General features: G+C 46.5%; 20 protein-coding genes. 19 read left to right on the plus strand and 1 reads right to left on the minus strand.

All coding sequences use genetic code 11. The annotated features are described in order from the left end of the window. Nucleotides 1-88: 88 nt before the first annotated feature. From AC6I9Z_RS01300 to AC6I9Z_RS01330, 7 genes are all read left to right on the plus strand, one after another. Entirely contained in the window at nt 89-1,546 is a 1,458-nt protein-coding gene (locus tag AC6I9Z_RS01300; RefSeq protein WP_461457734.1) for an O-antigen ligase family protein, read from the plus strand. Nucleotides 1,547-1,609: 63 nt separating this feature from the next. Next, a complete protein-coding gene (locus AC6I9Z_RS01305; RefSeq protein WP_461457732.1) occupies nt 1,610-2,383 on the plus strand; it encodes a polysaccharide biosynthesis/export family protein in 774 nt (257 codons plus the stop codon). Between the two features lie 44 nt (nt 2,384-2,427). Next, nucleotides 2,428-4,608, plus strand: coding sequence for a GumC family protein (locus AC6I9Z_RS01310; protein WP_461457730.1), 2,181 nt, complete (start codon nt 2,428-2,430; stop codon nt 4,606-4,608). Continuing rightward, the gene (locus AC6I9Z_RS01315) at nt 4,609-5,844 is read left to right on the plus strand and encodes a hypothetical protein (RefSeq protein WP_461457728.1); all 1,236 of its coding nucleotides are present in this window, start codon (nt 4,609-4,611) and stop codon (nt 5,842-5,844) included. A 12-nt stretch (nt 5,845-5,856) separates the two neighbouring features. Further along, on the plus strand, nt 5,857-6,450 hold the full coding sequence (locus AC6I9Z_RS01320) for a sugar transferase (protein ID WP_461457726.1): 594 nt from the start codon (nt 5,857-5,859) through the stop codon (nt 6,448-6,450). Continuing rightward, entirely contained in the window at nt 6,450-7,100 is a 651-nt protein-coding gene (locus AC6I9Z_RS01325) for an acetyltransferase (RefSeq protein WP_461457724.1), read from the plus strand. The genes AC6I9Z_RS01320 and AC6I9Z_RS01325 overlap by 1 nt, the downstream gene beginning before the upstream one ends. A 77-nt stretch (nt 7,101-7,177) precedes the next feature. After that, the gene (locus AC6I9Z_RS01330) at nt 7,178-8,683 is read left to right on the plus strand and encodes a right-handed parallel beta-helix repeat-containing protein (protein ID WP_461457722.1); all 1,506 of its coding nucleotides are present in this window, start codon (nt 7,178-7,180) and stop codon (nt 8,681-8,683) included. A 46-nt stretch (nt 8,684-8,729) separates the two neighbouring features. On the opposite strand, the gene AC6I9Z_RS01335 is transcribed toward AC6I9Z_RS01330, so the two are convergent. Beyond that, on the minus strand, nt 8,730-9,908 hold the full coding sequence (locus AC6I9Z_RS01335; protein ID WP_497811341.1) for a DegT/DnrJ/EryC1/StrS family aminotransferase: 1,179 nt from the start codon (nt 9,906-9,908) through the stop codon (nt 8,730-8,732). A 269-nt stretch (nt 9,909-10,177) separates the two neighbouring features. On the opposite strand from AC6I9Z_RS01335, the gene wecB reads away from it, so the two are divergent. The 12 genes from wecB (at nt 10,178) to AC6I9Z_RS01395 (ending at nt 26,373) form a co-directional block, all read left to right on the plus strand. Continuing rightward, nucleotides 10,178-11,314, plus strand: coding sequence for a non-hydrolyzing UDP-N-acetylglucosamine 2-epimerase (gene wecB / locus AC6I9Z_RS01340; RefSeq protein ID WP_461457720.1), 1,137 nt, complete (start codon nt 10,178-10,180; stop codon nt 11,312-11,314). A gap of 23 nt (nt 11,315-11,337) precedes the next feature. Further along, nucleotides 11,338-12,609 carry a UDP-N-acetyl-D-mannosamine dehydrogenase gene (gene wecC / locus AC6I9Z_RS01345; protein ID WP_461457718.1) on the plus strand — a complete coding sequence of 424 codons (1,272 nt, stop codon included), beginning with the start codon at nt 11,338-11,340 and terminating at the stop codon, nt 12,607-12,609. Between the two features lie 34 nt (nt 12,610-12,643). Beyond that, nucleotides 12,644-13,678 (plus strand): GDP-mannose 4,6-dehydratase, encoded by a 1,035-nt coding sequence (gene gmd, locus AC6I9Z_RS01350; RefSeq protein ID WP_461457716.1) that lies wholly within the window; start codon nt 12,644-12,646, stop codon nt 13,676-13,678. Continuing rightward, nucleotides 13,678-14,565, plus strand: coding sequence for a GDP-mannose 4,6-dehydratase (locus AC6I9Z_RS01355; RefSeq protein ID WP_461457714.1), 888 nt, complete (start codon nt 13,678-13,680; stop codon nt 14,563-14,565). The genes gmd and AC6I9Z_RS01355 overlap by 1 nt, the downstream gene beginning before the upstream one ends. A 74-nt stretch (nt 14,566-14,639) precedes the next feature. Next, nucleotides 14,640-15,623: a glycosyltransferase gene (locus AC6I9Z_RS01360; RefSeq protein ID WP_461457713.1), complete on the plus strand. Its 984-nt coding sequence runs from the start codon at nt 14,640-14,642 to the stop codon at nt 15,621-15,623. A 114-nt stretch (nt 15,624-15,737) separates the two neighbouring features. Further along, nucleotides 15,738-16,502, plus strand: coding sequence for an FkbM family methyltransferase (locus AC6I9Z_RS01365; protein ID WP_461457711.1), 765 nt, complete (start codon nt 15,738-15,740; stop codon nt 16,500-16,502). Nucleotides 16,503-16,553: 51 nt separating this feature from the next. After that, complete coding sequence (locus AC6I9Z_RS01370) at nt 16,554-17,789, plus strand: lipopolysaccharide biosynthesis protein (protein WP_461457709.1); 1,236 nt, start codon at nt 16,554-16,556, stop codon at nt 17,787-17,789. A gap of 5 nt (nt 17,790-17,794) precedes the next feature. Then, nucleotides 17,795-19,093 (plus strand): O-antigen ligase family protein, encoded by a 1,299-nt coding sequence (locus AC6I9Z_RS01375; protein ID WP_461457707.1) that lies wholly within the window; start codon nt 17,795-17,797, stop codon nt 19,091-19,093. A 4-nt stretch (nt 19,094-19,097) separates the two neighbouring features. Next, the gene (gene asnB / locus AC6I9Z_RS01380; protein ID WP_461457705.1) at nt 19,098-21,014 is read left to right on the plus strand and encodes an asparagine synthase (glutamine-hydrolyzing); all 1,917 of its coding nucleotides are present in this window, start codon (nt 19,098-19,100) and stop codon (nt 21,012-21,014) included. Between the two features lie 171 nt (nt 21,015-21,185). Next, nucleotides 21,186-23,321, plus strand: a complete 2,136-nt coding sequence (locus AC6I9Z_RS01385) for a bi-domain-containing oxidoreductase (protein ID WP_461457703.1) — start codon at nt 21,186-21,188, stop codon at nt 23,319-23,321. Further along, complete coding sequence (locus AC6I9Z_RS01390) at nt 23,318-25,153, plus strand: heparinase II/III domain-containing protein (RefSeq protein WP_461457702.1); 1,836 nt, start codon at nt 23,318-23,320, stop codon at nt 25,151-25,153. The genes AC6I9Z_RS01385 and AC6I9Z_RS01390 overlap by 4 nt, the downstream gene beginning before the upstream one ends. Further along, nucleotides 25,153-26,373: a glycosyltransferase family 4 protein gene (locus AC6I9Z_RS01395; protein WP_461458233.1), complete on the plus strand. Its 1,221-nt coding sequence runs from the start codon at nt 25,153-25,155 to the stop codon at nt 26,371-26,373. Before AC6I9Z_RS01390 ends, AC6I9Z_RS01395 begins: the two co-directional genes overlap by 1 nt. The last annotated feature ends 9 nt before the right edge of the window (nt 26,374-26,382 follow it).

Consider the following 26,382-nt stretch of genomic DNA (forward strand, 5'->3'; position numbering starts at 1 on the left):
TCACAGCACCAAATTTTTGTCATTTTGATTACAGACAAGAACGGAGCGCAATACTTGAAGCGTGGTTGAGACTGAGATGGGATATGGCTTGAAAACAGTAAAATTGAACAAGCTAACAGCCAAATGGCTGTCGGCTCTCCCGGCAGCGGTATCCTCCGCCAACGCTAGATTTTATGCGTTTACGTTATTCATCGTTTGTATTTTCCTGATGGGTGGCGGATCGCGAGATGACATCCAATCGCTCTTGTTACTGAGGCCATTGTCTATTATTTTCGTGGCATATGCTTTCTCGGTTTCGAGCCATAGGCGTTGGACTGGAAACCTGCTCCCGGTCTTGATGCTAGCTATCTTAGCCATACTTATGATACTGCAACTTGCACCATTACCGCCTTCGGTTTGGTCAGAATTGCCACAAAGGCAGATTTACTTTGATATCGCAACGCTAGCAGGGATGGAGCAGCCATGGCGTCCGCTCACCCTTTCGCCTTCAAAAACACTCAATAGCTTGTTCTCACTGTCTGTCCCCCTAGCCGCGATGCTGCTATTCATGAATTTGGAGAAGCCCGACCAACGGCGAGCACTTGTAGTCATATTGTTACTGGCATATTTTAGCGCCATTTTGGCGATGCTGCAGTTAGGCGGCTCTTCAAGTGGCCCATTGTATTTCTACCAAATTACCAACAACGGACAAGCTGTTGGCCTGTTTGCAAATCGAAATCATCAGGCTGTCTTGCTGGCATGCGCAATAGTTATCGCAGCTTGGTATGCCGGAACAATAAAGCGGTCTGAGAAATCTGCCACAATTAAAGTCAGCGCGGCAATCGCATCAATATTTGTGCTTTTGCCACTAATTTTTATTACCGGTTCTCGCGCCGGACTTGTACTGGCACTGCCCGCCTTTATTTTTGCCTTGCTATTCGTTTACAATGGCAAATTTTTTTCGGATGCGCCCAAAAAAAATACCAAACGAGTGAGAAAGTCAAAGTTCAAATTCTGGCAGAGATTTTCTATCAAAAATTTGATTGCGGGGGCGTTCATATTGACGCTTGTATCGATAGTGGGCGCCGCTTTTTATGCATCAAGAACTGCTGCATTTGATCGTCTTACAAGTGGTGATGCACAAGCAGAACTGAGGCTTGATCTTCTACCAACGCTGCTAACAATGGTTCAAGAATATATGCCGTGGGGCACCGGCTTTGGGTCTTTTGAACATGTCTATAAGATTTTTGAACCACTTGACCTGCTCAAAGCAGAGTATCTGAATCAAGCTCATAGCGATTGGTTGCAAATTTTGATCGAGGGCGGGTTGCCGGTAGTAGTTCTAATTGTTGTATTTCTGGGGTGGCTGCTTGCCCGAAGTCGGCGAGTGTTTGATAGCTCAATTACAAAAAGCAGACGTAGTCGCATATTCCTCTCGGTCACCATAATTGGGTTTCTTGTAGCAGCGAGCATCGGTGACTACCCTCTCAGGGTACCGTCCATGATGGCTGTTCTAGCGGTTTTTCTTTGTGTATTTTCTGAAGCGACGGCTCGGTCTAACCGTTAGGAGAAGGCAATTTCGATTGAACGAAAGCCCAATACGGTCGAGATGAGCGAAAGACCAAATCGGATGGTTTACGTCACCGGATCACTCGTCTATCAACCGGTTCGAAAAAAATGGAAACTCGTATTTATGTTGATTCGCCTCCCCCTGCTTTTGTTACCCGTGCTGCTTGCATCATGTGCGGGCTCTTCAGTTGTAGGCTCCAGTCCCAATGTGACACTTGTTTCTTCGGATGATTTGCCGGAACCATCACGAGCAGACTTGCTGGCAACGAACAGACCCTATTTGATTGGGCCATTTGACAAACTCAACATCGATGTTTTCGGGATTGAAGATTTAAATAAGAAAGTCCAGATCGATGCTAGTGGGCGTTTGTCCTTTCCACTGGTTGGCGTAATTGAGGCTGCGGGCTCGACACCTGACGAACTCGCAAATGAGATTGAAAAAAGGCTTCGCGGTCGTTATGTTCGGGATCCTCAGGTAACGGTCAACCTGGACGAAACGGTTAGTCAGGTCATCACCGTTGACGGACAAGTTGATAAGCCTGGTCTCTATCCTGTAATTGGAAGAATGACCTTGATGCGTGCCGTTGCAACTGCCGGCGGCACAACAGAATTTGCTAAACTTAACGATGTCGTTATTTTTCGTAATGCTGATGGCCAACAAATGGCTGGCCTATACAACCTTAAGGATATCCGCCGCGGCAACTATTCAGATCCAGAGGTTTTTGCCAACGATGTCGTTATTGTTGGCGATTCCCAAGCAAGAAGAATATTCAAAGACTTTTTACAGGCCTCGCCGCTGCTAACTACACCCCTGATCATTTTATTCCAAAACTGAAACAGATAATCTTGTCAGCGTTAAATTTAGGTAGTACTTTTTGAATGACCATTTTTGAAGAAAATAATGAGCAAGATCGGGATAAAAAACGGTTGTACGAGGGCGCTGCTCAAGAAAACCCGGTTCTGTTACAATACTGGCAGGCCATACTCCGCCACAAAATCGCTATTATAGTAATCATTATTACGGCAGTTATTTTATCCGTAATCACAACGCTGCTTATGACGCCTCACTACACAGCAACGTCCCGGATTGAAATCAACCGAACGCAAGACAAGGTAACAAACGTCGAAGGCGTAAAAAATGATGATGTTGGTCAGAATTTAGAATTCTACCAGACCCAATATTCTCTTCTCGAAGCTCATTCGCTGGCAGAGCGGGTGGTAAGACAGAAAAATCTGGCCTCGCAAGAATCATTTTTCGATTTATTTGGTGTTGATGCGGACAACAGCGGTTTAATTGCCTCGAATACAAATAGAATGAGTGCCGCCGAGAGAAACAAGAGGCAAAATCTTGCTGCCCAAATCCTGCTAGAAAACGTTTCCATCTCTCCCATCCGTGGCTCCAGCCTGATTGATGTCAGCTTCAATAGCCCTGACCCGCAATTTTCTAGTGAAATTGCCAATACATGGGTCAGTGAATTTATTGAGTCCAATCTTGATCGGCGATATGATTCAACTTCCGATGCAAGAGAGTTTCTTTTGGAGCGACTGGCTCAACTTCGCCAAAGTCTTGAAGAATCAGAACGAAAACTGGTTCTATATGCCGACAACAATGAAATCGTGACTCTTTCTTCCAAGCAGGACAGTGCTGGCAGAACAATAAGCAATCAGACATTGGCATCCGCGAATTTGGAAGCATTGAACACTTCGCTGGCTAAGGCGACTGCTGAAAGAATAGCCGCGGCGAGTGAAGTTCAGTCCAACGGAACTGACAAAAACTCTTTGGCAAATCTTGCTCTTCATGGAATTCGAGAGCAGCGAGCTTTAGCGGCTGCAGAATATGCCAAGTTACTAGTTCAGTTTGAACCTGAATACCCAGCAGCGAAAGCATTGGCATCACAAATTGCCGACCTTGACGCCAGTATTGCCCGCGAAGATGCACGATCTCGGTCAGGCACGATTGCCCGCTATCGCGAAGCGTTGAAAAGTGAACAAGACCTACAGCGAAAAGTAGAACTTTTGAAAGCAGAATTTAGCGGTGAGCGGCGGACTTCCATCCAGTATAATATTTATCAGCGTGAAGTGGATACCAATCGTCAGCTGTACGACGGATTGTTGCAGAGATATAAAGAAATTGGCGTTGCTGGAGTAGGTAGCAACAACATTTCGGTAGTTGATCGCGCGCGCGCGCCCGAGAGGCCGTCAAGCCCGAATGTGATTCTGAATCTGCTGTTTGGCATTCTGGCCGGCCTACTGGTTGCCCTGGGATATGTTTTCGTATCGGAGCAAGTCGACCAATCTATCAAGGATCCCTCGGAATTGAAAAACAAACTGGGCATTGCGGTTCTTGGGTCGATACCAGACTTGAACAAAGAAGATATCATTACATCCCTGCAAGACAAGAAATCTCAAGCCTGGGAAGCCTATCTTTCGATAAGAACCAGTTTGTCCTTTTTGACTGATCATGGCGTTCCCCGGTCCTTTCTGATGACAAGTACCCGTCCAAACGAAGGAAAAAGTACGTCCGCTTTCGCTCTTTCTTCTGTTTTAGCAAGTGCAGGTAAAAGAGTGTTGCTTGTAGATGGCGATATGCGAAATCCATCACTGCATCGTATGTTAGGTATCGAAAATGTAGCCGGGCTCAGCAACTACCTGTCTGGTTCGAATGACATGAAAAATATGATCCAGAATACAGCGATAGAGAATTTCCACGCCATGACGGCTGGTCCGATACCCCCCAATGCAGCGGAACTTTTGAGCAGTGAGCGTATGTCGGACTTGGTGGTGCTACTCGGGAAAGAATTTGACCATATCATCGTGGATGCTCCTCCGGTGTTGGGGCTTGCAGACATACCCTTGCTCAGCAATTCGGTTGAAGGTGTTATTTACACTGTCGAAGCGAATGGTGTGAAAATGAAGGGTATTGAGTCTGGGCTACAACGTGTACGATCTTCGAAGGCACATATTTTTGGAGCAATCGTGACAAAAGTTTCGACGCAGCAGTCAGGTTATGGATATGGCTATGACTATCAATATAGCTATGGAGCCAAAGTGGAAGCATAAATGCCAAAGCGAGACCCATCTCGGCACGCTCCCGATTCACGCAAAGTCTCGGCTTTGCTGGGTATTTGGACAATCGCGATCGTGCTGGCCTTCGTCTCCATAATGATATCTCTAGGCGGTATTACCAAGAAAAAGGCACCAGAACTTGCTACATCCGTTTGGCCGATAAATGGCTTCGCATTGCAATCTTCTGCGGGAAGAAGCGTTCGAGAAGCGATTATAAACAATAAGAACAGCTTTCCCGATTCAATCAATGCCTCGACAACAGAAATTGCCGAGCGCGCTTTCGCTCATGAACCAAATGCCTCTAGCGCAGTAACAGTTATGGCGCTGGGCGCTCAGGAGCAAAGCAGGCGACGTTTGATGGAGCAGAGCGTCGAGCTTTCAAGGCGAGACAGTCTGACAAGCGCTTGGATGATCTTTGACAATGGAAAGCGCGATGATCTGGATGGTGTGCTTAAGTATTATGATATCTCCATGCGGACGAGCGGTATCGCTTCATCGACTTTTCTGCCGGTAGTTGCCAAAGTGTTAGCGGATGATCGTTTTATCGATCCCCTGGCAAAACTACTCGCCAAAAATCCTCCTTGGGCAAGGCGATTCTGGGAAATAATTATCTATGAGAAACCGTCTTTAAGCAACGCTGCGACTCTGCGCTTGGAACTAATTGACGAGGACAAAATCCCGGCAAATGTCTATGCGGACAATGCATTAATTCAAAATCTAGTTGCAGCCGGGTTATTTGATGAGGCGCTGCAGCTATATCATAGGTTGACGGGACGGAAAGCCACTGGGAGATCATTTGTTCGCGGCGGTAACTTCGAACAAGCTTCGACTTATCCACCGTTGGATTGGCAGGTTGTGTCCAACGGTGATTTCGGCTCAGATATAGATAGCACAAACGGCACCATGAACGTCAGTGCCATTGGCAGCGCAGGCGGTATCTTCGCGCGCCAGCTTATAAAGCTTCCCGCAGGAGATTTTATTTTTAGTGCCACTCTTAATTCTGCGCCAGATGGTATAGGTATATTGATCGCGGAGTTAAAATGTGCCCAAGCCATCACACCCAGATTCAAGCCGGTAAAAATCCCATTACGTGCAGGAAAAAATGTTAGGATGGTGGAAGGTATTCGAAGCAATTGTTCCTATTACTGGCTGGATATTTCCGGACGCGCAAACGAAGGCTCTGACGGTTTTGATGCAACAATTACTAATATATCATTTGTCAGTGAATAAACGGCAAGCGTTATGAAGCGAATTTTTGATATATGTGTAAGCATATTTCTTATGCTGCTTTTAGCACCACTTATTTTGATTATTGCAATACTTATATTGATGGTGATGGGAAAACCGGTTCTATTCACCCAAAAGCGCCCGGGTATTAAAGGCTCTCCATTCATGATGGTGAAATTTCGAACCATGCGTAATGCTGTTGATAAAAAGGGAGACCCATTGCCTGATTCCAAAAGACTCACAAAATTTGGAATTTTTTTGCGCAATACGAGCTTGGATGAACTTCCTGGGCTCTGGAACGTTTTGAATGGGGACATGAGTATGGTCGGCCCAAGGCCATTGCTTATGCAATATATGCCTTTGTACAATCAAGAACAGCTTCGCCGTCATGAAGTAAAGCCGGGCATTACCGGGTGGGCACAGATTAATGGTCGTAATGCGATCAGTTGGGAACAAAAATTTAAATATGATGTCTGGTATGTGGACAATCAGTCATTTTGGTTGGATGTTAAGATATTGTTTTTTACGTTTGGGAAGACGATTGCACGCAAAGGCATAAATGCTGCCGATGACGCAACTATGCCTATATTTAAAGGCTCCAAAAGCTAATGGTATCAACATCCTATGGCATTTACGGCGCTTCTGGATGTGGTCGGGGTGTTATGCCCTTGTTGGGCTCAAGCACACAGGAATTTGATGGTGAAAGGCTTTTTATCGACGATGGGTGTGCCTTAGAAACAGTGAACGATTTCCCAGTCCTTACTTATCACGACTTTCTCAATCGGCCGTCAATCAGCAAATTTGTGACAATAGCCATCGCAGATGGGCAGGTTAGAAGAAGGTTAGCCGAACGATGTGCAAAGGACGGTCTGCGTTTTCATTCGGTAGTCGCACGCGAGCACGTTAGAATGGTCGATTGTGAAGTCAAAGAGGGCGCCATCTTCTCGCCCTATACAACACTGACTAGCAACATACGAATAGGGCGGCATTTTCACTGCAATCTTTATAGCTATGTCGAGCATGACTGTATCATCGGAGATTATGTTACATTTGCCCCCGGAGTGAAATGCAACGGAAACGTCCACATTGGCGACCAGGCATATATTGGTGCCGGTGCCGTCCTGAAGCAGGGTACGCCTGAAAAGCCCCTGATCATTGGTCCTAGGGCGGTCGTTGGGATGGGGGCGGTCGTTACCAAAGATGTGCCGGCGGACTCTGTTGTTGCAGGGAATCCGGCGCGCTTGTTGAAAGAAAATTAGCGCTATTGCCAGGTATGAAAAGCAATCGAAAACACCGGCGAGGCGTTCTGAAAGCGATAATCACTGCGATATCGTCGATGGCATTGGTCCAAAAGACAAACGCACGACAAAACGAACAAATCACCCGGAATAAAGATGCTGAGGAACTTCCGAAGCGAAGTTCTGCCTCCGCGCGGCAAAGCGATAGAGCAACTCCATTTACACAGTCTGGGACTGGCGCGCGGGCACGAAGCTCAGATTTAAAGCTGAGGGAAGCGCCGGTCTCGCTTGAAGATTTTGGTGGCGGAATAAATGTTGAGGACAATACGCCAGCAATAATCGCAGCGCTAAAGACCAATCGACCTTTGCATCTTGTTTGTCCTGTACCTTTTGTGCGAGCCACATATCGCTTCGCCAAGACCGTTGATTTTGGCGCCCTTTTTCAAAAAGATACTACCAAGGTACCAGTGGTGATCATTACCGGCGAAGGTAAAGATAAGACTGTATTGCAGTATACTGGCCCAGGTGTCGGATTAATAGGCGGCGCGAACGCGCCCGTTTCAGGCGGCTACACACAGTCACTGATTATGCACAATCTTTCATACATTGGTACGGGGCGCGTACCCGACGAAGTGATCCCATCTATTCCCTTGAGCTACTTTCGGTTTAAAACGGAGGCAAACGTCTTTGCAGGAAGCGACTCAAGCCAGACCGGCATTTACTGGGAGTTTGATGCAGCTTCAACCATCAGTAATTGCGAGATTGCTCGCTTTGGGGTGGGGGTCAAAACCAGGTTGGGTTACGGAGCAACGATAAGAAGCAACCATTTTCGTTACAACAACATCGCCATCGAGCTTACGCAAGCCGTCACAACCATTACCGTGGTGGACAACGTTATTGAGCGAAACGGTATCGGCATCGCACTATATCAATCTTCGCTATGCTCGTTTCGGGGTAACGCAATACAGGGAAATTACGGCGGTTGTGATGTCTATTCCTTTATCTGGAACAAAGGACACAAGTTCGATTCAAACTATTTTGAGGCTTCTTCCAGGGTCGTTGTTCAGGACGGTGGCAATTCCAATTCGTCGTTGGTCAATACAGCTTTTGAATTTGTAAATAATATCGGGCTGAAAGTTGAACTGAGAGAGTTCGCTGAAAATTGGTCCTTTCGTCGCAACTTAATGGGGGACGTCAATACCACCAGTTCGGGTCCTACCTTTGATTGCACAAATAATAACATCAGAGGAATTGTTGTCGAAGACAATCTCGAAAATCACGACGCTCGACTCAGATTCACTAACTACACCGGCGCAGGTGTTAAGAATCTAATAGTGCGGGATTCTCCGATAACCATAAGAACGAAATACAATATGGAAAAAATGGAAATCGGTGACAGCTCTCTCCACAAGTTGGTTGTTCCCGGTTCGAAGACCGGTGATGCGGTCAGCGTTTCTTTCAACAAGCCGATCAACGCGGTTCAGTTGCATGGCTGGGTAACAGAAAGCGAAACTGTATCAGTCGTATTTTACAATCCGCCTTATGGCCAATTCACCAATTCGGTTGCGGGGGAACTAACAGTCGAGGTTTTTCCTAAACTATGATATCTACGATGGAAGATATAAAGGCCCGCAGAAAGTCATATCGGGCCTAAGCCGAAGCTCTCTCCATTACCTGTTCTATCGCATTGCAATAGGCATCTAGATCCTTGTCCGTAATAGTCGGATGAGTTAGAAACATTAAACTGGTTTCGCCCAACTCTCTGGCCACTGGAAGCCGTCTTGATGGACGGAAGCCGGTATCGTCGAACGCTTTCTCCATATATACTTCGGAACAACTGCCTTGGAATGCAGGAAAACCAATTTCATTTATCTCGGCTACAATCCTATCGCGATGCCAGCCGCTTTTTAGACCTTGGGGTTTAACGTAGGCGTAGAGACGGTAATAGGCATGCGTAGCGTTATGATCTGGTTTCGGAACTCTGACCGCATCTGAAAAATGTTCGAGTTTTTGAGAAATCGCGCGTGCTATTAGATTCCGCCTTTTGGTCCAATCCTCTAGACGCTCAATTTGTATCCTGCCAATGGCAGCTTGTACTTCAAGCATCCGCCAATTTGTACCAAAGCTCTCGTGAAGCCAACGAAAGCCGGGTTGATGCTCTCGATTATATACAGCATCCCAACTTTTGCCGTGGTCTTTGTAGGACCACATTTTTGACCACAGATTCTCACTATTGGTTGTGACCATGCCGCCTTCCCCGCCTGTCGACATGATCTTATCCTGGCAAAAGGACCAAGCTCCTATATCACCCATGGAACCAACCATTTTATCGCCTATTTTGGCCCCATGGGCCTGAGCGCAATCCTCAATAACATAAAGCCTGTGAGCCTTGGCTAGAGCTGTTATTCCAGCCATGTCGCAAGGCCAACCCGCCAAATGCACGGGAATCATGGCTTTGGTCTTTTTACTGATAACTGCTTCAATGGTCGTCGGATCAATATTCCCGCTATCACGATTGACGTCCGCAAAAACTGGGGCCGCTCCTGCATTTACGACAGATGAAACAGAGGCAATGAAAGTTCTCGGGGTAACAATAACCTCATCGCCAGGCCCAATCCCCAGTGCCTTGAGAGCTAGATCAAGGGCGAGCGTCCCGTTTGCCAAAGCCACAGCTTGGTTGACCCCGCATAATTTTGCAAACTCAGTCTCAAACCTCCGCCCTTCCTGCCCAGTCCAGTAATTGACTTTGCCAGTCTCAATAACACGGCTAACGGACTCAATCTCTCGCCCTGAAAAGAACGGCCAGACACCAGCTAATTTGGTAATGATATCAGATCCTTTGGATTACTCGTTGGAAGCCCGTATTCCTATAATACTGGCTGTTATTACTCTAGATACAGTTATTTTTTCACTTTTCCATCCAGAAAGGTTGGTTCAGGGGTCCCCTTCTATCGGAAAATTCAATAAAGTGGAATGGAGCTCTGCTGAGCTATTGAATGTTGAATCTTATATGCTATTTAGGCGTCTTTCATACTCAGAGCTTTACCGATCAATTCGCTCTTTTCCCGTTACAGGTTTGACAAAATCATGAACAGTTTATGCGCGTACTAAGTGTATTTGGCACACGACCTGAAGCCATAAAAATGGCACCTGTGGTGAAAGCAATAGCGAAAGCCCCGGAATTGGAAAGCATGGTATGTGTAACGGGACAGCATGCTGAAATGCTCAAGCAGGTTAATGACCTTTTTGAAATAGTACCCGACATAGATCTGAAGATAATGAGGGCAGGACAAGGACTGACCCACATTACAACGACGGTCTTGGAAAAAATGGAAGAGGTCATCACAGAATTTCAACCGGATTTTGTTCTGGTGCATGGAGACACTACGACATCAACCGCTACAGCTCTTGCTGCCTTCTACGCTGGCATCCAAATTGGCCATGTCGAGGCGGGATTGCGAACATATAATCTGCAATCTCCGTGGCCTGAAGAAGCGAACCGTCAAATCACCGGCCGACTTGCAAACATACATTTCGCTCCAACAGAAACTGCGGCCAAAAATCTGTTGAGAGAAGGCGCACCTGCTTCTTCGATCGAAGTCACCGGCAACACAGTCATTGATGCGTTAAAACTTGTTGTTTCCAAGCTTGATAAGGATGAAGAACTTCGCGCAAGCATGAAAGACAATTTCACCACCTTGCGCGAAGATTCTCGTTTGATCTTGGTGACGGGTCACAGGCGCGAAAGCTTTGGCGGTGGCTTTGAACGTATTTGTGCTGCTCTGGTCGAGATAGCGGAAGAGTTTCCAGATGTTGATATTGTTTATCCTGTGCACTTGAACCCGGAAGTCCAACGGCCGGTTGAAAGGTTCTTGTCTGGAATATCGAATATCCACCTTGTTGAGCCGCAGGGATATTTGCCCTTCGTCTATCTCATGAATCGCTGTGACCTGATAGTGACCGATTCCGGCGGAGTGCAGGAAGAGGCGCCGTCGTTAGGCAAGCCTGTGCTGGTCATGCGCGACACAACTGAAAGAATGGAGGCAGTGGATGCTGGCACCGTCAAACTCGTTGGAACCGATGTGCAAAAGATCGTAGATAACGTTCGGCTATTGCTGACAGATCAAACCGCCTACGCAAAAATGAGTGGCAGTCATAATCCATACGGGGACGGTAATGCTTGTGGCCGGATAGTTCGAAGGTTAGTTGAGCACTCGTCCGCGAAGCGCCAATAAAGAAAGCCACAGAGCAGTCGATCATGAAATTTAAAAAAATTTGCGTAGTAGGCCTGGGCTATATTGGGCTGCCAACTGCAACTATTATTGCATCGCGAAAACACCATGTTGTGGGTCTGGACGTTAACCCAAAAGCAGTTGAAAGCATAAATAATGGCCAAAGCCATATTGTGGAACCGGAATTGGATGAAATGCTCCACGCTGCTGTTAGTGATGGCTATCTTACGGCGATCAGCGCGGCGAAACCGGCGGACGCCTTTTTGATAGCAGTTCCGACGCCATTCAAAAATGATCATGAGCCCGACATCAGCTACATCGAGGCCGCCGTTAAGGCAATTGCCCCAGTGTTGCAGCCCGGAAACTTAGTGGTTCTCGAGTCAACATCTCCTGTCGGCACGACGCAAAAAATCTCGGAATGGTTAGCTGACGAACGACCCGATATGACCTTCCCGCACATCTGTGGGAGTAACTCAGACATTCGGATTTCTCATTGTCCGGAGCGAGTATTACCAGGAAAGATATTGAGGGAACTTGTTTCCAATGATCGTGTAATCGGTGGCCTTACACCTCAATGTTCAGAGCTTTCAAAAGAGCTTTATGAAATATTCGTGGAGGGGAACTTTGTTTGTACGGATGCGCGCACCGCAGAAATGTGCAAGTTGGCGGAGAACAGTTTCAGAGATGTCAATATTGCTTTTGCCAATGAACTGTCACTGATCTGTGACAAGCTGGGTATTGAAGTCTGGGAATTGATAGAGCTGGCGAATCTGCACCCTAGAGTTAATATATTGCAGCCGGGCCCAGGTGTAGGGGGACACTGTATTGCCGTTGATCCATGGTTCATTATCCATTCCGCCCCGGAAGAAGCCAAATTAATAAAACAGGCCAGGCTGGTTAACGACGGCAAGCCAGATTGGGTTGTAGATAAAGTTGATGCGGCTGCAGAGCTATTGCGATCTCGTGATGCAATGACAACCGTTCGGGTTGCTTGTCTAGGTCTGGCGTTCAAACCGAACATAGACGATCTCAGGGAAAGCCCGGCCGTTGATATATGTGAAGTTTTGTCACGTAACAATGCATTGGAAGTGCTAGCGGTAGAGCCTCATATTGAGAAGCTGCCCAAATCTCTTGATCAGGCTGCCAAATTGACATCGGCAAAACAGGCAATTGCTCAAGCAGACATCGTCTTGTTACTGGTCGACCATAGTGCTTTTAAGGATATCCCCCTGGAATCCTTGTCAGGCAAGCAAATCATTGACGTAAGAGGTTTTTGGAGCGGCAAGACCCCGGTCTGACAAAGCCTATAATCAGATTTAGAAGGATGATATAATGAAAGTTGCGATCATAACCGGCATCACCGGCCAGGACGGCGCATATCTGGCAAAATTCCTGCTTGGTAATGGTTACAAAGTGATCGGGACATATAGAAGAACAAGCTCGGTCAATTTCTGGCGACTGGATTATTTGAACGTCACGCATCATGATAATATGGAACTGGTTGAATATGATCTCACCGATTCCGGGTCTGCCATTCGCCTGATTGACAAATATCGACCTGACGAAATCTATAACCTTGCGGCACAAAGTTTTGTTGGCGTATCTTTTGACCAACCAGTTACAACCGCACAGATAACCGGTATCGGCCCTGTGAATCTACTTGAAGCAATCAGAGTGATCGATCACAAGATACGGTTCTACCAGGCCTCCACCTCAGAAATGTTTGGATTGGTTCAACAAGTACCTCAAACCGAAAAAACTGCATTCTATCCCAGAAGTCCTTATGGTGCAGCAAAGCTATACGCACATAGTATGGTCGTGAACTACCGTGAAGCCTATGATATTTTTGCATGCAGCGGAATCTTGTTCAATCATGAGTCCCCGCTTCGTGGGAAAGAATTTGTAACAAGGAAAATTACGGACGGGGTCGCAAGAATCAAACTAGGCAAGCAAGACCGCCTGGAGCTGGGCAACATTGATGCCAAACGTGATTGGGGATATGCAGACGATTATGTGCAAGGGATGCATGCCATGCTTCAACATGATGTGGCAGATACTTTTGTCCTTGCTACTAACCGTACGCTTTCGGTACGGGACTTTGTTACAATGAGCTTTGCTGCCGCGAATATTGATTTGGATTGGCAGGGAACAGGCGTTGATGAGTTTGCTTTGGATCGTTCAACAGGTGTGAAACGCGTCTCGATAAACCCCGATTTTTACAGGCCAAGTGAAGTTGATCTTTTGATTGGTGATGCATCTAAAGCTGATGAATTGCTGAATTGGCGACCAACAACCGATCTTGAGAAGCTTTGTCTTCTGATGGTTGAAGCAGATATGAAAAGGGTTGGCGCGGAGAAGATTAACTGATGCGTGTTCTGATCACTGGGGCATCTGGCTTCACGGGGCTCCATTTGACGCAATATCTGCGGCAACTCGGCCACGATGTGATCCCCATTGGTCAAGAACAAAACAGCGAACTTCATAACTATCGCCAGGTTGATCTTTTGGATAACGATCGCCTTCTAAAGACCATAACAGAAACTTTACCGACACATGTAGTTCATTTGGCTGCGAAATCTCACGTTGTCGGAGAGCCGCTCGACTTCTATCATATTAACCTAAGGGGTACCGAAAATTTGCTCGCCGCGTTGGGCAAGTCGGACATAAACCTCAAGAAAGTTGTGATCGCTAGCAGCGCCAATGTTTACGGAAATGCCGATAGTAAGTATATTGCTGAAACCCAAGCTTATCAGCCGATGAACCACTATGGGATGAGTAAGGTTACCGTCGAACTAGCCGCCCTTCATTGGTTTACAAAGCTTCCTATCGTCATCGCTCGACCGTTTAACTACACCGGCCCCGGTCAATCAGAAAATTTTGTCTTCCAGAAAATTGTAAAAGCCTTCAAGCGCCGCGACACTGCATTGAAACTTGGACGTACCGATGTTTTCCGCGATCTATCAGATGTGCGCTTTGTCGTTTCTGCTTATAAGGCGTTGCTCGACCAAGGAGTAAATGGCGAGATCTATAATATTTGTTCCGGACAAGCCGTCTCAATCGAGCAGACCATTCAGATCGTAGCTGAGATATCTGGGCACATGATCGACATTCAAACGGATGAGCAGCTAGTACGAGACAACGAAATAACTTATCTTTGCGGCGACCCATCCAAGCTTCGCGCACTCGCCCCTAACTTAGATCATTTTGATTTAGTTGAAATCTTTCGGAATATGTATAACGCGGCTTCGGACTGACAGAAATAGTAAGTTGAAAATTAGTGCGGATATGTTTTTTTGCTAATCTCTCCCAGCATGAAAATTGGCGTGAGATGTTCGATAAAATTGAATTTTATCGTGTAGATATCATGCTTCTCCGAGAAATGGGCCATGAAGTTATATTGGCTGGTTCTCCTGCAATGATCGATAAAACAGCCGACCTGTATTATTGTTGGTGGTGGGGGCATGCACCTTATGTTTTACCGAGGGCTTGGTTAAGGAAAAAGCCAGTCGTTGTAACTGGGGCATTCGATTACGCGACATGCAGAGAAGAATTGCCTGGCACCTGTTATTTGGATAGGCCGGTTTGGCAAAAGCTGATCCTTGCCGGGATGTTGCGCGCTGCAAACGCCAATCTTTTTATATCGCAATATGAATATACTGAAGTCACTTCCAATTTGAAGGTTCGGAGACCTTCGTTAGTGCCCCTTGCTATTGATATGGAAAAATATACCCCATCATCAAATGCAGCTAAAGGCGATTATTTCTTTGCTGTTGCACTTTCGACCCGCGAGAATGCAATTAGAAAAGGTTTACCTCAAACCATTCGAGCCTTTGCCCAAGTAGCCAAAGATTATCCTGAAGCATGCTTGAAGATCGCCGGCAAAACCTCTGAATATACTGAAAGCCTAAAAGCATTGGCTCGAGAACTGGGTGTCGAACGAAAAGTCGAGTTTTTGGGTATGGTGTCCGAGGAAGACAAGATTAGGCATTATAGACATTGTGTTGCCTATATTCAGCCCTCGCTATATGAGGGCTTCGGGCTAGCGATAGCAGAAGCGGTTGCGAGCGGCGCGCGCATCATCACCTCCAACAGGGGTGCTGTCCCCGAGGTAGCAGGCCCAGATGGTATAATCGTTGACCCAAATGATATTGAAGCTATCGCAGCCGGAATGGCGGCTGTGATCGAAGCACCGACTGATGTGAAAGAGGATGTTTTGCGGCATAACTGGATAAAAGATAGGTATTCATATAACAGGCGACGAAACGCCTTGGAGGAAGTCATCAATAATGCTGCAGCTATAAAATCGCGCTAATATGCCGATCCAGTTAATTTGACCAGCTGCACTATATTTACAAGAAATCAGCGCTTTTTTGAGGTTGCGCTATTCAAAAAACTTCTCACGCGACGATAGAGGTATCCAGTAACTATGAATAACCAGGCTGTTTTGGGTCAATTTCTTCGACCTGTAGGTAAATTTGATCTTGTCAGACTGGGTAGCGATGGCGACGGCGGGTATTTGGTCGTTAAGCAGGACGTCGAAAATGCCGACATCCTGATATCGCTTGGGATATGCGATGATTGGTCATTTGAGGATGCTTTTTTGAAAGTGAACAATGTTCCATTGGAGGCATTCGATGGCAGTATAAGCCTGTATGACCTGTTTAAAATGTTGATCAAATCGTTACTACAGTTCTTCAAACTGAAAAGGCTGTTCCATTCTATTTTTGCCTTAAGCACCTACAACTTGTTTTTTTCAGGATCAAAACGCCATCACAAATATTTTGTAGGGTATGACAAGAAGCCAAACTTCGTCTCCCTGAAGTCGATTTTCGACAAGCATGTCGTTGCAGATCAACGGGCTTTCCTGAAAATCGATATTGAGGGTTGGGAATATCGGATTTTAGATGATTTGATTGCTGTCGCTGACGGGCTCTCCGGTCTGGTAATCGAGTTTCACGACGTTGACCTACATATTGACACCATAAAGCGCTTTGTAGACAAGCTACCCTTGGGGGTCGCACATGTGCATTGCAATAACTTTGCGGATGTTAATCCCGGTCATACTCCCCTCGTCATTGAAGTTACATTCTCCGATCCAAATGGCAGCTCAGAGGGTGATTTGAGTTTCCCGCACGAATTGGATGCCCCTAACAACGTGACCAAGGCTGACTATCAAATTGCTTTTAAATAGAGTTCTGACAACAGGCCGCTCCGAGATCCGGTTGTGCTAGGGGCCAGTTTTTTGCGCAACCTGAAGAGCCGTTTCGAGTCGGGTGGCTTCTTACCTCTATTTGTTTTGATGATCGCCGTTCAAGGAACGGTATTGGTCAGCCAAAGTCTATCAACACTTATTTTGAACCCTTCGGAAATTGGTTCCATTCGTACGTTTGAAAGTGTTGTCTCTGTACTTGTTATCGTTGCGGGCTTTGGAGCACCCACTCTTGCGATGCGCGACACAGCAGCTGCCAATATCGAGCATCGGGGAGAGGCCATTCGCAATCTTCTCATTTTACCGATAATAGGGATTGCGATTGTTGCAATCCTTTTGCTTGCGACGCTGCTTCTCGACTTTGACTTCGTGCAGCCTTTGAAAGAACTGGCCGCCTTTGCTCTATTTTTGATCTTAAGCATCAATATTACACGACTCGTCTCTGCCATCAGTCAGGGCCTGATGATAGTTCCAAGGATTTACATAGTGGTGTTCATCGGATCGCTACTTGCGATTGCTGCTCATCTTGTGGGAGCTGGTCAGAAAACCCTTTTCTCTTGGATATCTGGTCGGGTGGTCGGTGAGTTGATATTGGCCGTTTCAATTTTGGCGGCTTCTATGAAATATTGGCCAAAAATCCAATGGACAAGAAGGTTCCAATTCTTGCCATTGCTTAAGACTGCAGGGCGCGCCACGCTGGTGAATTTTTCACTAATTTTTAGAATGGCTGCAGATGCCGCTCCCATCGTTTTGCTTGGCATATACAGCGCCGCAAGCGATGATATTGGAAATTTCGGTGTAGCGACATTGCTTATGACTTTTGCGACCCTACCCTTGACGATAATAACCCAAAACGGATTACCTCAACTCGTTTCAGCTGACGGATCACGGCAGCCTGAATTGATACACATCCTAAAAAGGCGCTTATTGTTGGGATCGGGACTTATCGCAGCAATAATTATTGCAGTAATTTCGCTGCTACGTTTTGCAATTGAGACGGAATATGATGATGCATTATTGGCGGCGATGATCTTAACGGCCACATTGCCTTTGAAATCGTACGTTGTTTTCAGTGGAACAATCCTATTGGCATATAATCGTTATATATTAGCTTTGATAACCAATTTTCTTGAGCTGCTACTGATCGCGCTAATCTTTATAGTTCTCGGACAACAGGCCGATATTGAATTGGCTGTTATTGCCGTCATAGCCGGAGCTTCACTATCTTCATTTGTGTTGTTCCTTTTTAGGCACAAAATTCGGAAGTGATGCACATGAAATCCATCATCGACAAAACCGACAAAGACATATCACTGGGTCTGAAAATCGTACTTTTCTTGGCTCCAACTTCAATATTTATTGACCCGACTAACCCTACGCTAATCTACAATATTGTTGGATTTGAAGACACAACGTTAGGAATACCCTTAACCCTGATTTCGATACTAATCACGCTGCCGACCATCATTCAAAACATGACTAAAAACTCTTTTAGATTTTTAGCAATTGTGATGGCGATTATATTTATAAGCTTTTTCAACGCCATTTTTAATGGCGTCACTGAACCGCTGGCCATGGGCGTCGTCTGGAGTCTCCCATTCTTATGGCTCTCTTACTATTTCGCGATTGAGTTAAACCCCATATCTCCGAAAGTATTGCGACCGATTGCTTTTGGTACGATAGCAAATGGCCTCTATTTATTTGCTGCTGGCGTTGGTGAATTCTTGATCTATGGATCGCTCCAGCAGGATGGCAGGATCTCAAGCAATTTGGTACTCCCAGGGCACTACCAAATGTATGTCTATATTCCCACCATGATTTGCTTCAGCTTTATATTATTGATATCGATAACCAGATCTCGGATAATAAATTTTATCCGCTTTGAAACATTGATATTTATAGGCATTGGTTTTTCATGCTTAGCTTTTATGGCTTCGAGAGAAGCCATATTGGCGTTTTTGTTATCTTTAGTTATGATTTTTGTTATAAATAGTAGAGCAAGGCTATTGGTATTATGCGTATCATTTCCTGCCGTTATCATATTATTTCTATCCAATTTGACATATCTGACTGATCAGGCAGCAGGCAGTACATACACATCAATAAGCAAATTTTCTCAATTCACTGAAACAGGGCAGTCTTATGGTGGTAGAGATCTTGCAGTAACGCAATATTATGAGTTTTTCGCAAATCAACCACTATTTGGCACAGGTATGCGGTCACCACTCAACAACTATTTGGGACTCTATACAGACTTCCCTAGTGCCCATAATTATTATGTCGATACGCTTGCATGGGGAGGTTTGGCTCTCTTTATACCTATAGCATATGTAGTAATTTTGTTTTTATACAGAGCCTGCGCAGGTTACATTATGGTTCTAGGAAAGGGGGGAGAGTATATATTGGTCAGAGCATTTTTTACGATCACAATCGTATGCCTGCTGTTTAGCAACAACATCAACGTCCCTCTGAGACAGCCCTTGCTGGCTTCATTTATCGCTCTTGTGCTGTATTCAACCTTCGTATGCTATGATCAACTGATCTCCGACAAAAAATCATCGACGGGAAGCTGACAATATGTGCGGAATTTTTGGCAGCCTTGGTGCGTTTGATGGTGCAGCAAAGGATCCACTTTCAATAATTCGTCGCAGGGGACCGGACAGTTCAGGCGAATGGTGCGACAAAGAGAATAATGTTTTTCTTGGCCATCGCCGCCTATCAATATTGGATTTATCGCCCGCCGGGAACCAACCGATGGTCTCTGAAGACGGCCGATATATCATGGTCTACAATGGTGAAATTTACAATTATCAGGAACTGCGCCTTGAGTTGGAAGCTGCAGGCCGGAGCTTCTTGGGTCATTCGGATTCGGAGGTATTGCTAAAATTATTCGAGCAGCAAGGAACTGCGGCATTCGAAAAATTAAACGGCATTTTTGCAGTTGCTTTTTGGGATCGGGATCAGCGAGTATTGACTTTGGCTCGCGATGCGGTCGGTGTTAAGCCTCTATACTATTCTGAAGTGTCTAATGGCGTTGCCTTCGCAAGTGAAATGAAGGTTTTGATACGAGGAGGTTTTGTAAACCCGTCTATCAATCCAAGGGCGGTGCTTCATCATCTTTCATATCTCTATTCTCCCGGCCGCGAGACCATCGTAAATGAAGTGCAAAAACTATTACCCGGTGAATATGTCCAGTACAAAGATGGTCAGAAGGTAAATCAAGCGATCTTCTTTGATCCGATTGCACCTCCCGGCACAAAGCAAGAAATTTCGGTAGAGAAAGCGGTTGTAAGTGTTCGAGATGCCTTGGAGACTGCCATTGGCCGACAGTTGATTTCAGATGTTCCTTTAGGTGCTTTCTTATCTGGTGGCTTGGATTCTTCCTCGATTGCTGCGTTCGCAAGCCGTATCCATAACGGACCCGGAAAGCTTGAGTGCTTTTCCATCGATATTTCCGAACAAATTGGAGCGGAGGGATTAGTCGATGATTTGCCTTATGCACGCAGCGTAGCAAAGCACCTAGACGTAAACCTGAATGTCATAAAAGCTGAAGGGAATATGATAGATCGATTGGGAGAGATGATTTACTTTCTCGATGAGCCAACAGCCGATTTTGCTGCACTTAACACCCTGTATATTGCCGAATTGGCTCGATCCAAGGGCATTAAAGTGCTTCTATCAGGATCAGGTGGCGATGACATATTTACTGGTTATCGGCGCCATTTTGCTTTGATGCAGGAGAGATACTGGTCCTGGTTACCAAAAACAGGCCGATCCATTTTGAGCAGCGCAGCCAAGACCTTACCATCATCTCCACCCATATCTCGCCGGGTGGGAAAAGCATTTCAATATGCGGACCTGAACGTTGACCAGAGGTTGGCCAGCTACTTTTTATGGTTGGATCCTGCAGAGGCTTTGGGCTTGCTGTCGCCAGAATTGCGGGCCGGATTATCGGATGATGATGTGTCTGCACCTATGCTGAAGTCTCTTGAAGGTTTGGCCAGTGGCCATTCACCGCTGGAGCGGATGTTATATTTGGAAGGCAAGCATTTTTTGGCAGACCATAACCTTAATTATGCAGATAAAATGGGCATGGCCGCAAGTGTCGAAATCCGGGTTCCACTGCTTGATAGAGATTTGATAAATACCGTTTTGTCGCTACCGGATGACTTCAAACAACGCGGTGGAACCGGAAAGTGGATATTTAAGAAAGCTATGGAAGGAATTCTGCCCGACGATATTATCTACAGGAAGAAAACCGGATTTGGTGTGCCCTTGCGCGAATGGCTAAAAGGACCGTTGAAGAGTCAAGTAGCCTCGCTGCTGAGTGACGAAAACATAAAACGGCAAGGATTGTTCGACCCTGTGGCCGTTCAACAACTTATTGCCGCCAATGATGCCGGGAAAGTGGATGCTTCTTACACCATATTTGCTGTGCTTTGCTTACAGATATGGTGTGACCAGTTTATTGATGGCAATTTTGCGATAGACTGATCCGATGCTTTTCGGAGCAAAGCCCTGAAGAACCCTGCCATACAGAGAACACCTCGACTTCAGCCATTCCATTCACTTGTTGCCCGAAACCGGCGGTGTGTTTAGGGGAATAGCAATTCGGCAAGATGACGACCTAGATGCCATCAAATAGCAGTAACTTATTAGGACACCATGAAACAGATTGTTCAATACTTTAGTACCGGTGAAACACAAATTGTCGATGCTCCGGATCCGGCGGTTGGGCCAAATGACGTTCTGATTCGAACCTCTACATCTCTGATTTCCGCTGGCACGGAACGAATGTTGGTCGATTTTGGTAAGGCATCCCTACTACAAAAGGCACGAAAGCAACCAGAACGGGTTGCCGACGTTCTAAACAAAGTCAAAACGGATGGACTAATGACGACTGTCGATGCGGTCAGATCGAAGCTCGGTCAACCTATTCCGCTTGGCTATTCCAATGTTGGGGTCGTCATAGATGTCGGCTCCAGAGTGACCCAATTCGCAGTGGGAGACAGGGTCGTTTCGAATGGCCCTCATGCGGACGTGGTCCGTGTTTCTCAAACTTTGTGCGCTCCCATCCCCAGCAATGTGAGTAATGATACCGCTGCTTTTGTAGTCATTGGTAGTATTGGATTGCAGGGAATCAGGCTCGCCCAACCGACATTGGGCGAAGCGATAGTTGTGACCGGCGCAGGTCTTGTCGGATTGCTGACAATTCAACTCTTGATTGCGCAAGGGTGTCGTGTGCTGGCCATTGATTTCGATCAGAACAAGTTGGACATTGCCAAAGGATATGGTGCCGAAATATGTAATCCGTCCAATGGCGAAGACCCAATCGGTGCGGGTATGGCATTCAGTCGTGGCCGCGGAGTTGATGCCGTAATCATCACTGCATCAACTGAATCAACGGACCCTGTGACTCAAGCAGCGCAAATGAGCCGAAAACGAGGTCGGATTGTTTTAGTTGGAGTGACCGGCCTCAATCTCAATCGGTCAGACTTCTATGAAAAAGAGCTCTCTTTTCAGGTTTCTTGTTCGTATGGTCCCGGGCGATACGACCCTGAATATGAAGAAAAAGGCAATGATTATCCAGCGGCCTTCGTCAGATGGACAGAGGGGCGCAATTTTGAAGCGATACTGGATATGATGGAGCGAAGAGCAGTCAGCACTGATGAACTAATCTCATCAAGGTTCTCTTTTGAGAACGCGGTCAATGCCTATGATCGGCTTACTAGCGACAAATCCAGTCTTGGTATGCTGCTTGATTATCCGCCAACTGCTGAGGATCGCGTTTGCAGAACAATTCCGCTCAAAACGATAGATAAATATTCATCCGGAGCAGCGGTCGTTGGTTTCATTGGCGCAGGCAATTACGCATCTAGGATTTTGATACCAGCATTCCAGAAAGCGGGCGCGAAACTTGATACAATCGTAAGCTCGGGCGGATTGAGTGGATCTATAAGCGGCACCAAAGCAGGTTTCGCCAAAGCCTCCAGCGACGTCGATGAAATGTTGACCAATGACGCCATTAATGTCGTTGCGATCGCGACACGTCACGATAGTCACGCCGATCTGACCGTTAAAGCGCTGAATGCAGGCAAACACGTGTTTGTAGAGAAACCTCTGGGACTGACACGAACAGAAGTATCGGCAGTGGAAGAAGCTTATGCCCAAAATCATAGCAATGGCGGCAACAATCATCTGATGGTCGGTTATAATCGGCGCTTTGCACCGCAGATATTGAAGATGAAATCGTTGTTGGAGCAAGTTAACGAACCCAAGTCATTTTTGATGGTTATGAATGCCGGCGCCATCCCAGCAGAGCATTGGACCCAGGATCCAGACGTGGGTGGGGGACGAATAATCGGTGAAGCATGTCATTTTATTGATCTTATGCGGTTTTTGGCGGACTCTCCTATTGTTTCATCACAAGGTCGGACTATGGGCAAAAATCACGCAATGGGTGTTACAACGGACAAAGCTTCGATTACACTAGGCTTTGAAGATGGATCATTCGGGACGATTATGTATCTCGCAAATGGAGCCGCAAGTTTCCCCAAAGAGCGAATAGAGGTATTTGCCGCCGGTCGTACACTTCAATTGGATAATTTTCGGAGTCTCAAGGCTTTCGGGTGGCCTGGCTTCTCAAAAATGAACTTGGCACGCCAGAATAAAGGGCAAGAACACTGTCCGAAAGCGTTTCTGACAGCTATCGCAAACGGTAGCTCTGCCATTCCTGTCGAGCAGATATTCGAAGTCGCCAGAGTCACCGTTGACGTTGCAAATTCACTTCGCGATCAGTGACAGATATTGCAACCAAACTGGGTACATATTGGGCGTTAGGTGTTGAAAACCTGTTGCGCGTCGCGCGCTACCGCTATGGCCTTAAAACCGGTTTCCACCCGGTTCAATCGTTAAAGCCGGTAAAGATAGACGGCAAATTCTTTAACCCAGCCGAGTCTCCTCCGGTCGGCGAGACCCCCCCGGACAATTGGAAAGAAAACGGTCACTTGTTTGGCCATATCCCTATAGAAACAGCCGATACGCCTCCCAATTGGCTGACCAATCATCTGACAGGTGCATCGCTGCAAGAACCTCTCCGGCCGTGGTGGGAAATCGCGGATTTTGATGTATCGGTTGGAGACATAAAAACTATATGGGAATTGTCCCGCTGGCATTGGCTTCTACCGATGGCTCAACGTGCCCGAAACGGCGATTTGCATAGTTTGAAGCGCATGAATATTTGGCTTTCGGATTGGAACAGGAACAATCCTCAGTATCTGGGGCCCAACTGGAAGTGTGGTCAGGAAGCCTCCATCAGGCTAATTCATCTGGCTTCGGCGGCTATGATCATGGATTCTCATCTCACGCCGTGCAATGCGATCTATGCTACTGCAGAGGCGCATGTACAGCGCATTGCGCCTACCCTATCATATGCAGCGGCACAGGATAACAATCATGGCACATCAGAAGCGGTCGCGATGTTCATTGGTGCAAGCTGGTTGCTCAACAAGGAACCCAACAGTCAATACACTAAATGGCTGAAAACTGGCCGCAAACGCATTGAAGAGCGGGTAAACCGATTGATTGGTCCGGACGGGAGTTTCAGTCAGCATTCGGTCAATTATCACCGCATGATGCTGGACTGTCTATCGATTGCGGAGGTTTGGCGCCGCAAGTTCGATCTTCCTCGCTTTTCGGAGAATTTCTATTCCCATGCTGCCGCGGCTACTGCTTGGCTGGCACAGATGATGAATCTGCGGAACGGAGACGCGCCGAATATTGGCGCAAATGATGGAGCGCAACTCATCCCATTTGCAGATACGCCGTATCGAGACTACCGGCCGGCCGTACAATTGGCCTCCGCTCTGTTTTTAGAACGAGCACTACCCGGAGAGGGCGCGTATAACAGCGCATCAAGATGGCTTGATATTTCACAACCTGAGCAGCTTCTTGAACGTTCAGATCATATGGTATTTGACGATGGTGGCTACGCTGTCCTCAGAAAAGAAGATGCAAAAGCGGTGATCCGCTACCCCCGCTTCAATTTCCGGCCCAGTCAAAACGACGCCTTGCATGTAGATTTGTGGATAAAAGGGCAAAATATTCTCAGAGATGGCGGGACTTACAGTTATAACGACGGTGAAGAATGGATTGGTTATTTTGGAGGCGGAAAAGCTCACAATACAATCCTTTTCGATTGCGAAGAAGCTATGCCGAGAATCAGCAGATTTCTCCTGGCAAAATGGTTGCGAACCAAAGAACGAAACTTAATTTTCGACAAAAATAACGATATTCTGGGGTTTGAGGCATCGTATCTTGACTACAAGAAGCGATATCATCATCGGAAAATTACGCTAAACAATTATAGGATGGCGGTCGTCGACACCATCAAGGGTTTCTCAAAACATGCAAGTTTGCGGTGGCGATTTGCTCCCGATGATTGGAGATTGGAAGGAGAAAATTTGATTGGCCGCCGCGGGAAAATGCAAATAAACGCAAATGTAGAACTCTCGATGATCGCACTCGAGACGGGCTATGAATCGCGGCATTATATGGAAAAGACCGAACTTCCAGTATTGCACGTACAAGTACAATCTCCCGCAGTCATAACCAGCATATTTGAGTGGAATTGATGCATATTTTATATTTTCATCAGCATTTTTCCACGGCGAAGGGTGCCGTTGGAATCAGGTCTTACCATATGGCCCGGCGCTTGATAGCGGAAGGTCATCAAGTCACCATGGTCTGTGGCAGCTATGCAAATGGTGATACCGGCCTAACTGGCCCATTTGAAAAGGGTCGGCGCCGTGGGTATGTCGATGAAATAGATGTCATCGAATGTGAGCTCTCCTACTCAAACAACGATGGCTTCCTTAAGCGAACCTGGATTTTCGTGAAGTTTATGCTCGCCGCAATAATGATCGTTCTACGCGAAAAATATGACCGTATTTTTGCTACATCCACGCCGCTGACTGTTGGCGTCCCGGGCATTGTAGGAAAGTGGTTCAGGCGCAAACCTTTTATTTTTGAAGTACGTGACCTCTGGCCTGAGTTACCGCGTGATATGGGAGTCATTCGCAACCCGATCATTTTGTTAGCCCTGTCCTGTCTTGAATGGCTTTCTTATAGGAGTGCGGATCGACTTATTGCACTATCGCCAGGCATCGCAGCGGGAATCAGGCGTCGGGGGGTTGCTGAATCCAAAATAACGATGATCTCAAATGGTTGTGACATCGATCTGTTTCACCCTGGCACTGCAGCCTATCGTCCAAGTCCATTGACGCAAGACGATTTTGTGGCAATTTTCGCCGGGACACATGGGCGTGCGAATGGTCTGGGTTCAGTCGTACGGGCTGCCGAAATACTTCAAGAGCGAGGCAACAATAAGATCAAATTTCTATTGGTCGGAAGCGGAATGGAAAAGCCTGAACTTGTCTCAGCTGCGACTGAGAAAGAACTCAACAACATATTGTTCATTGACCCAGTGCCGAAGGCAGAACTAGCCAAGCTACTAGCTGGAGCAGATATCGGACTTCAAATCCTAGCCAATATCCCCGCATTCTACTTTGGCACGTCGCCTAACAAGTTTTTCGACTATATTGCAGCGGGCTTGCCAGTGCTCAACAATTATCCCGGATGGGTAGCAGAATTGATAGAACAAAATTTATGTGGCATCGTTGTACCACCCGATGATCCAATCGCGTTTGCAGATGCACTTGAAAAAGCGGAAGCTGACCGAAAATCAATGAGCAATATGGGTGCAAGGGCACATCAATTGGCGCAAAATGATTTTTCAAGAGATTTGTTAGCTAAGCGCTGGGTTGAGTGGGTTTGCGACGAGTCAGGAATTTAGACCGTTTTC

The organism is Parasphingorhabdus sp., assembly GCF_059726685.1.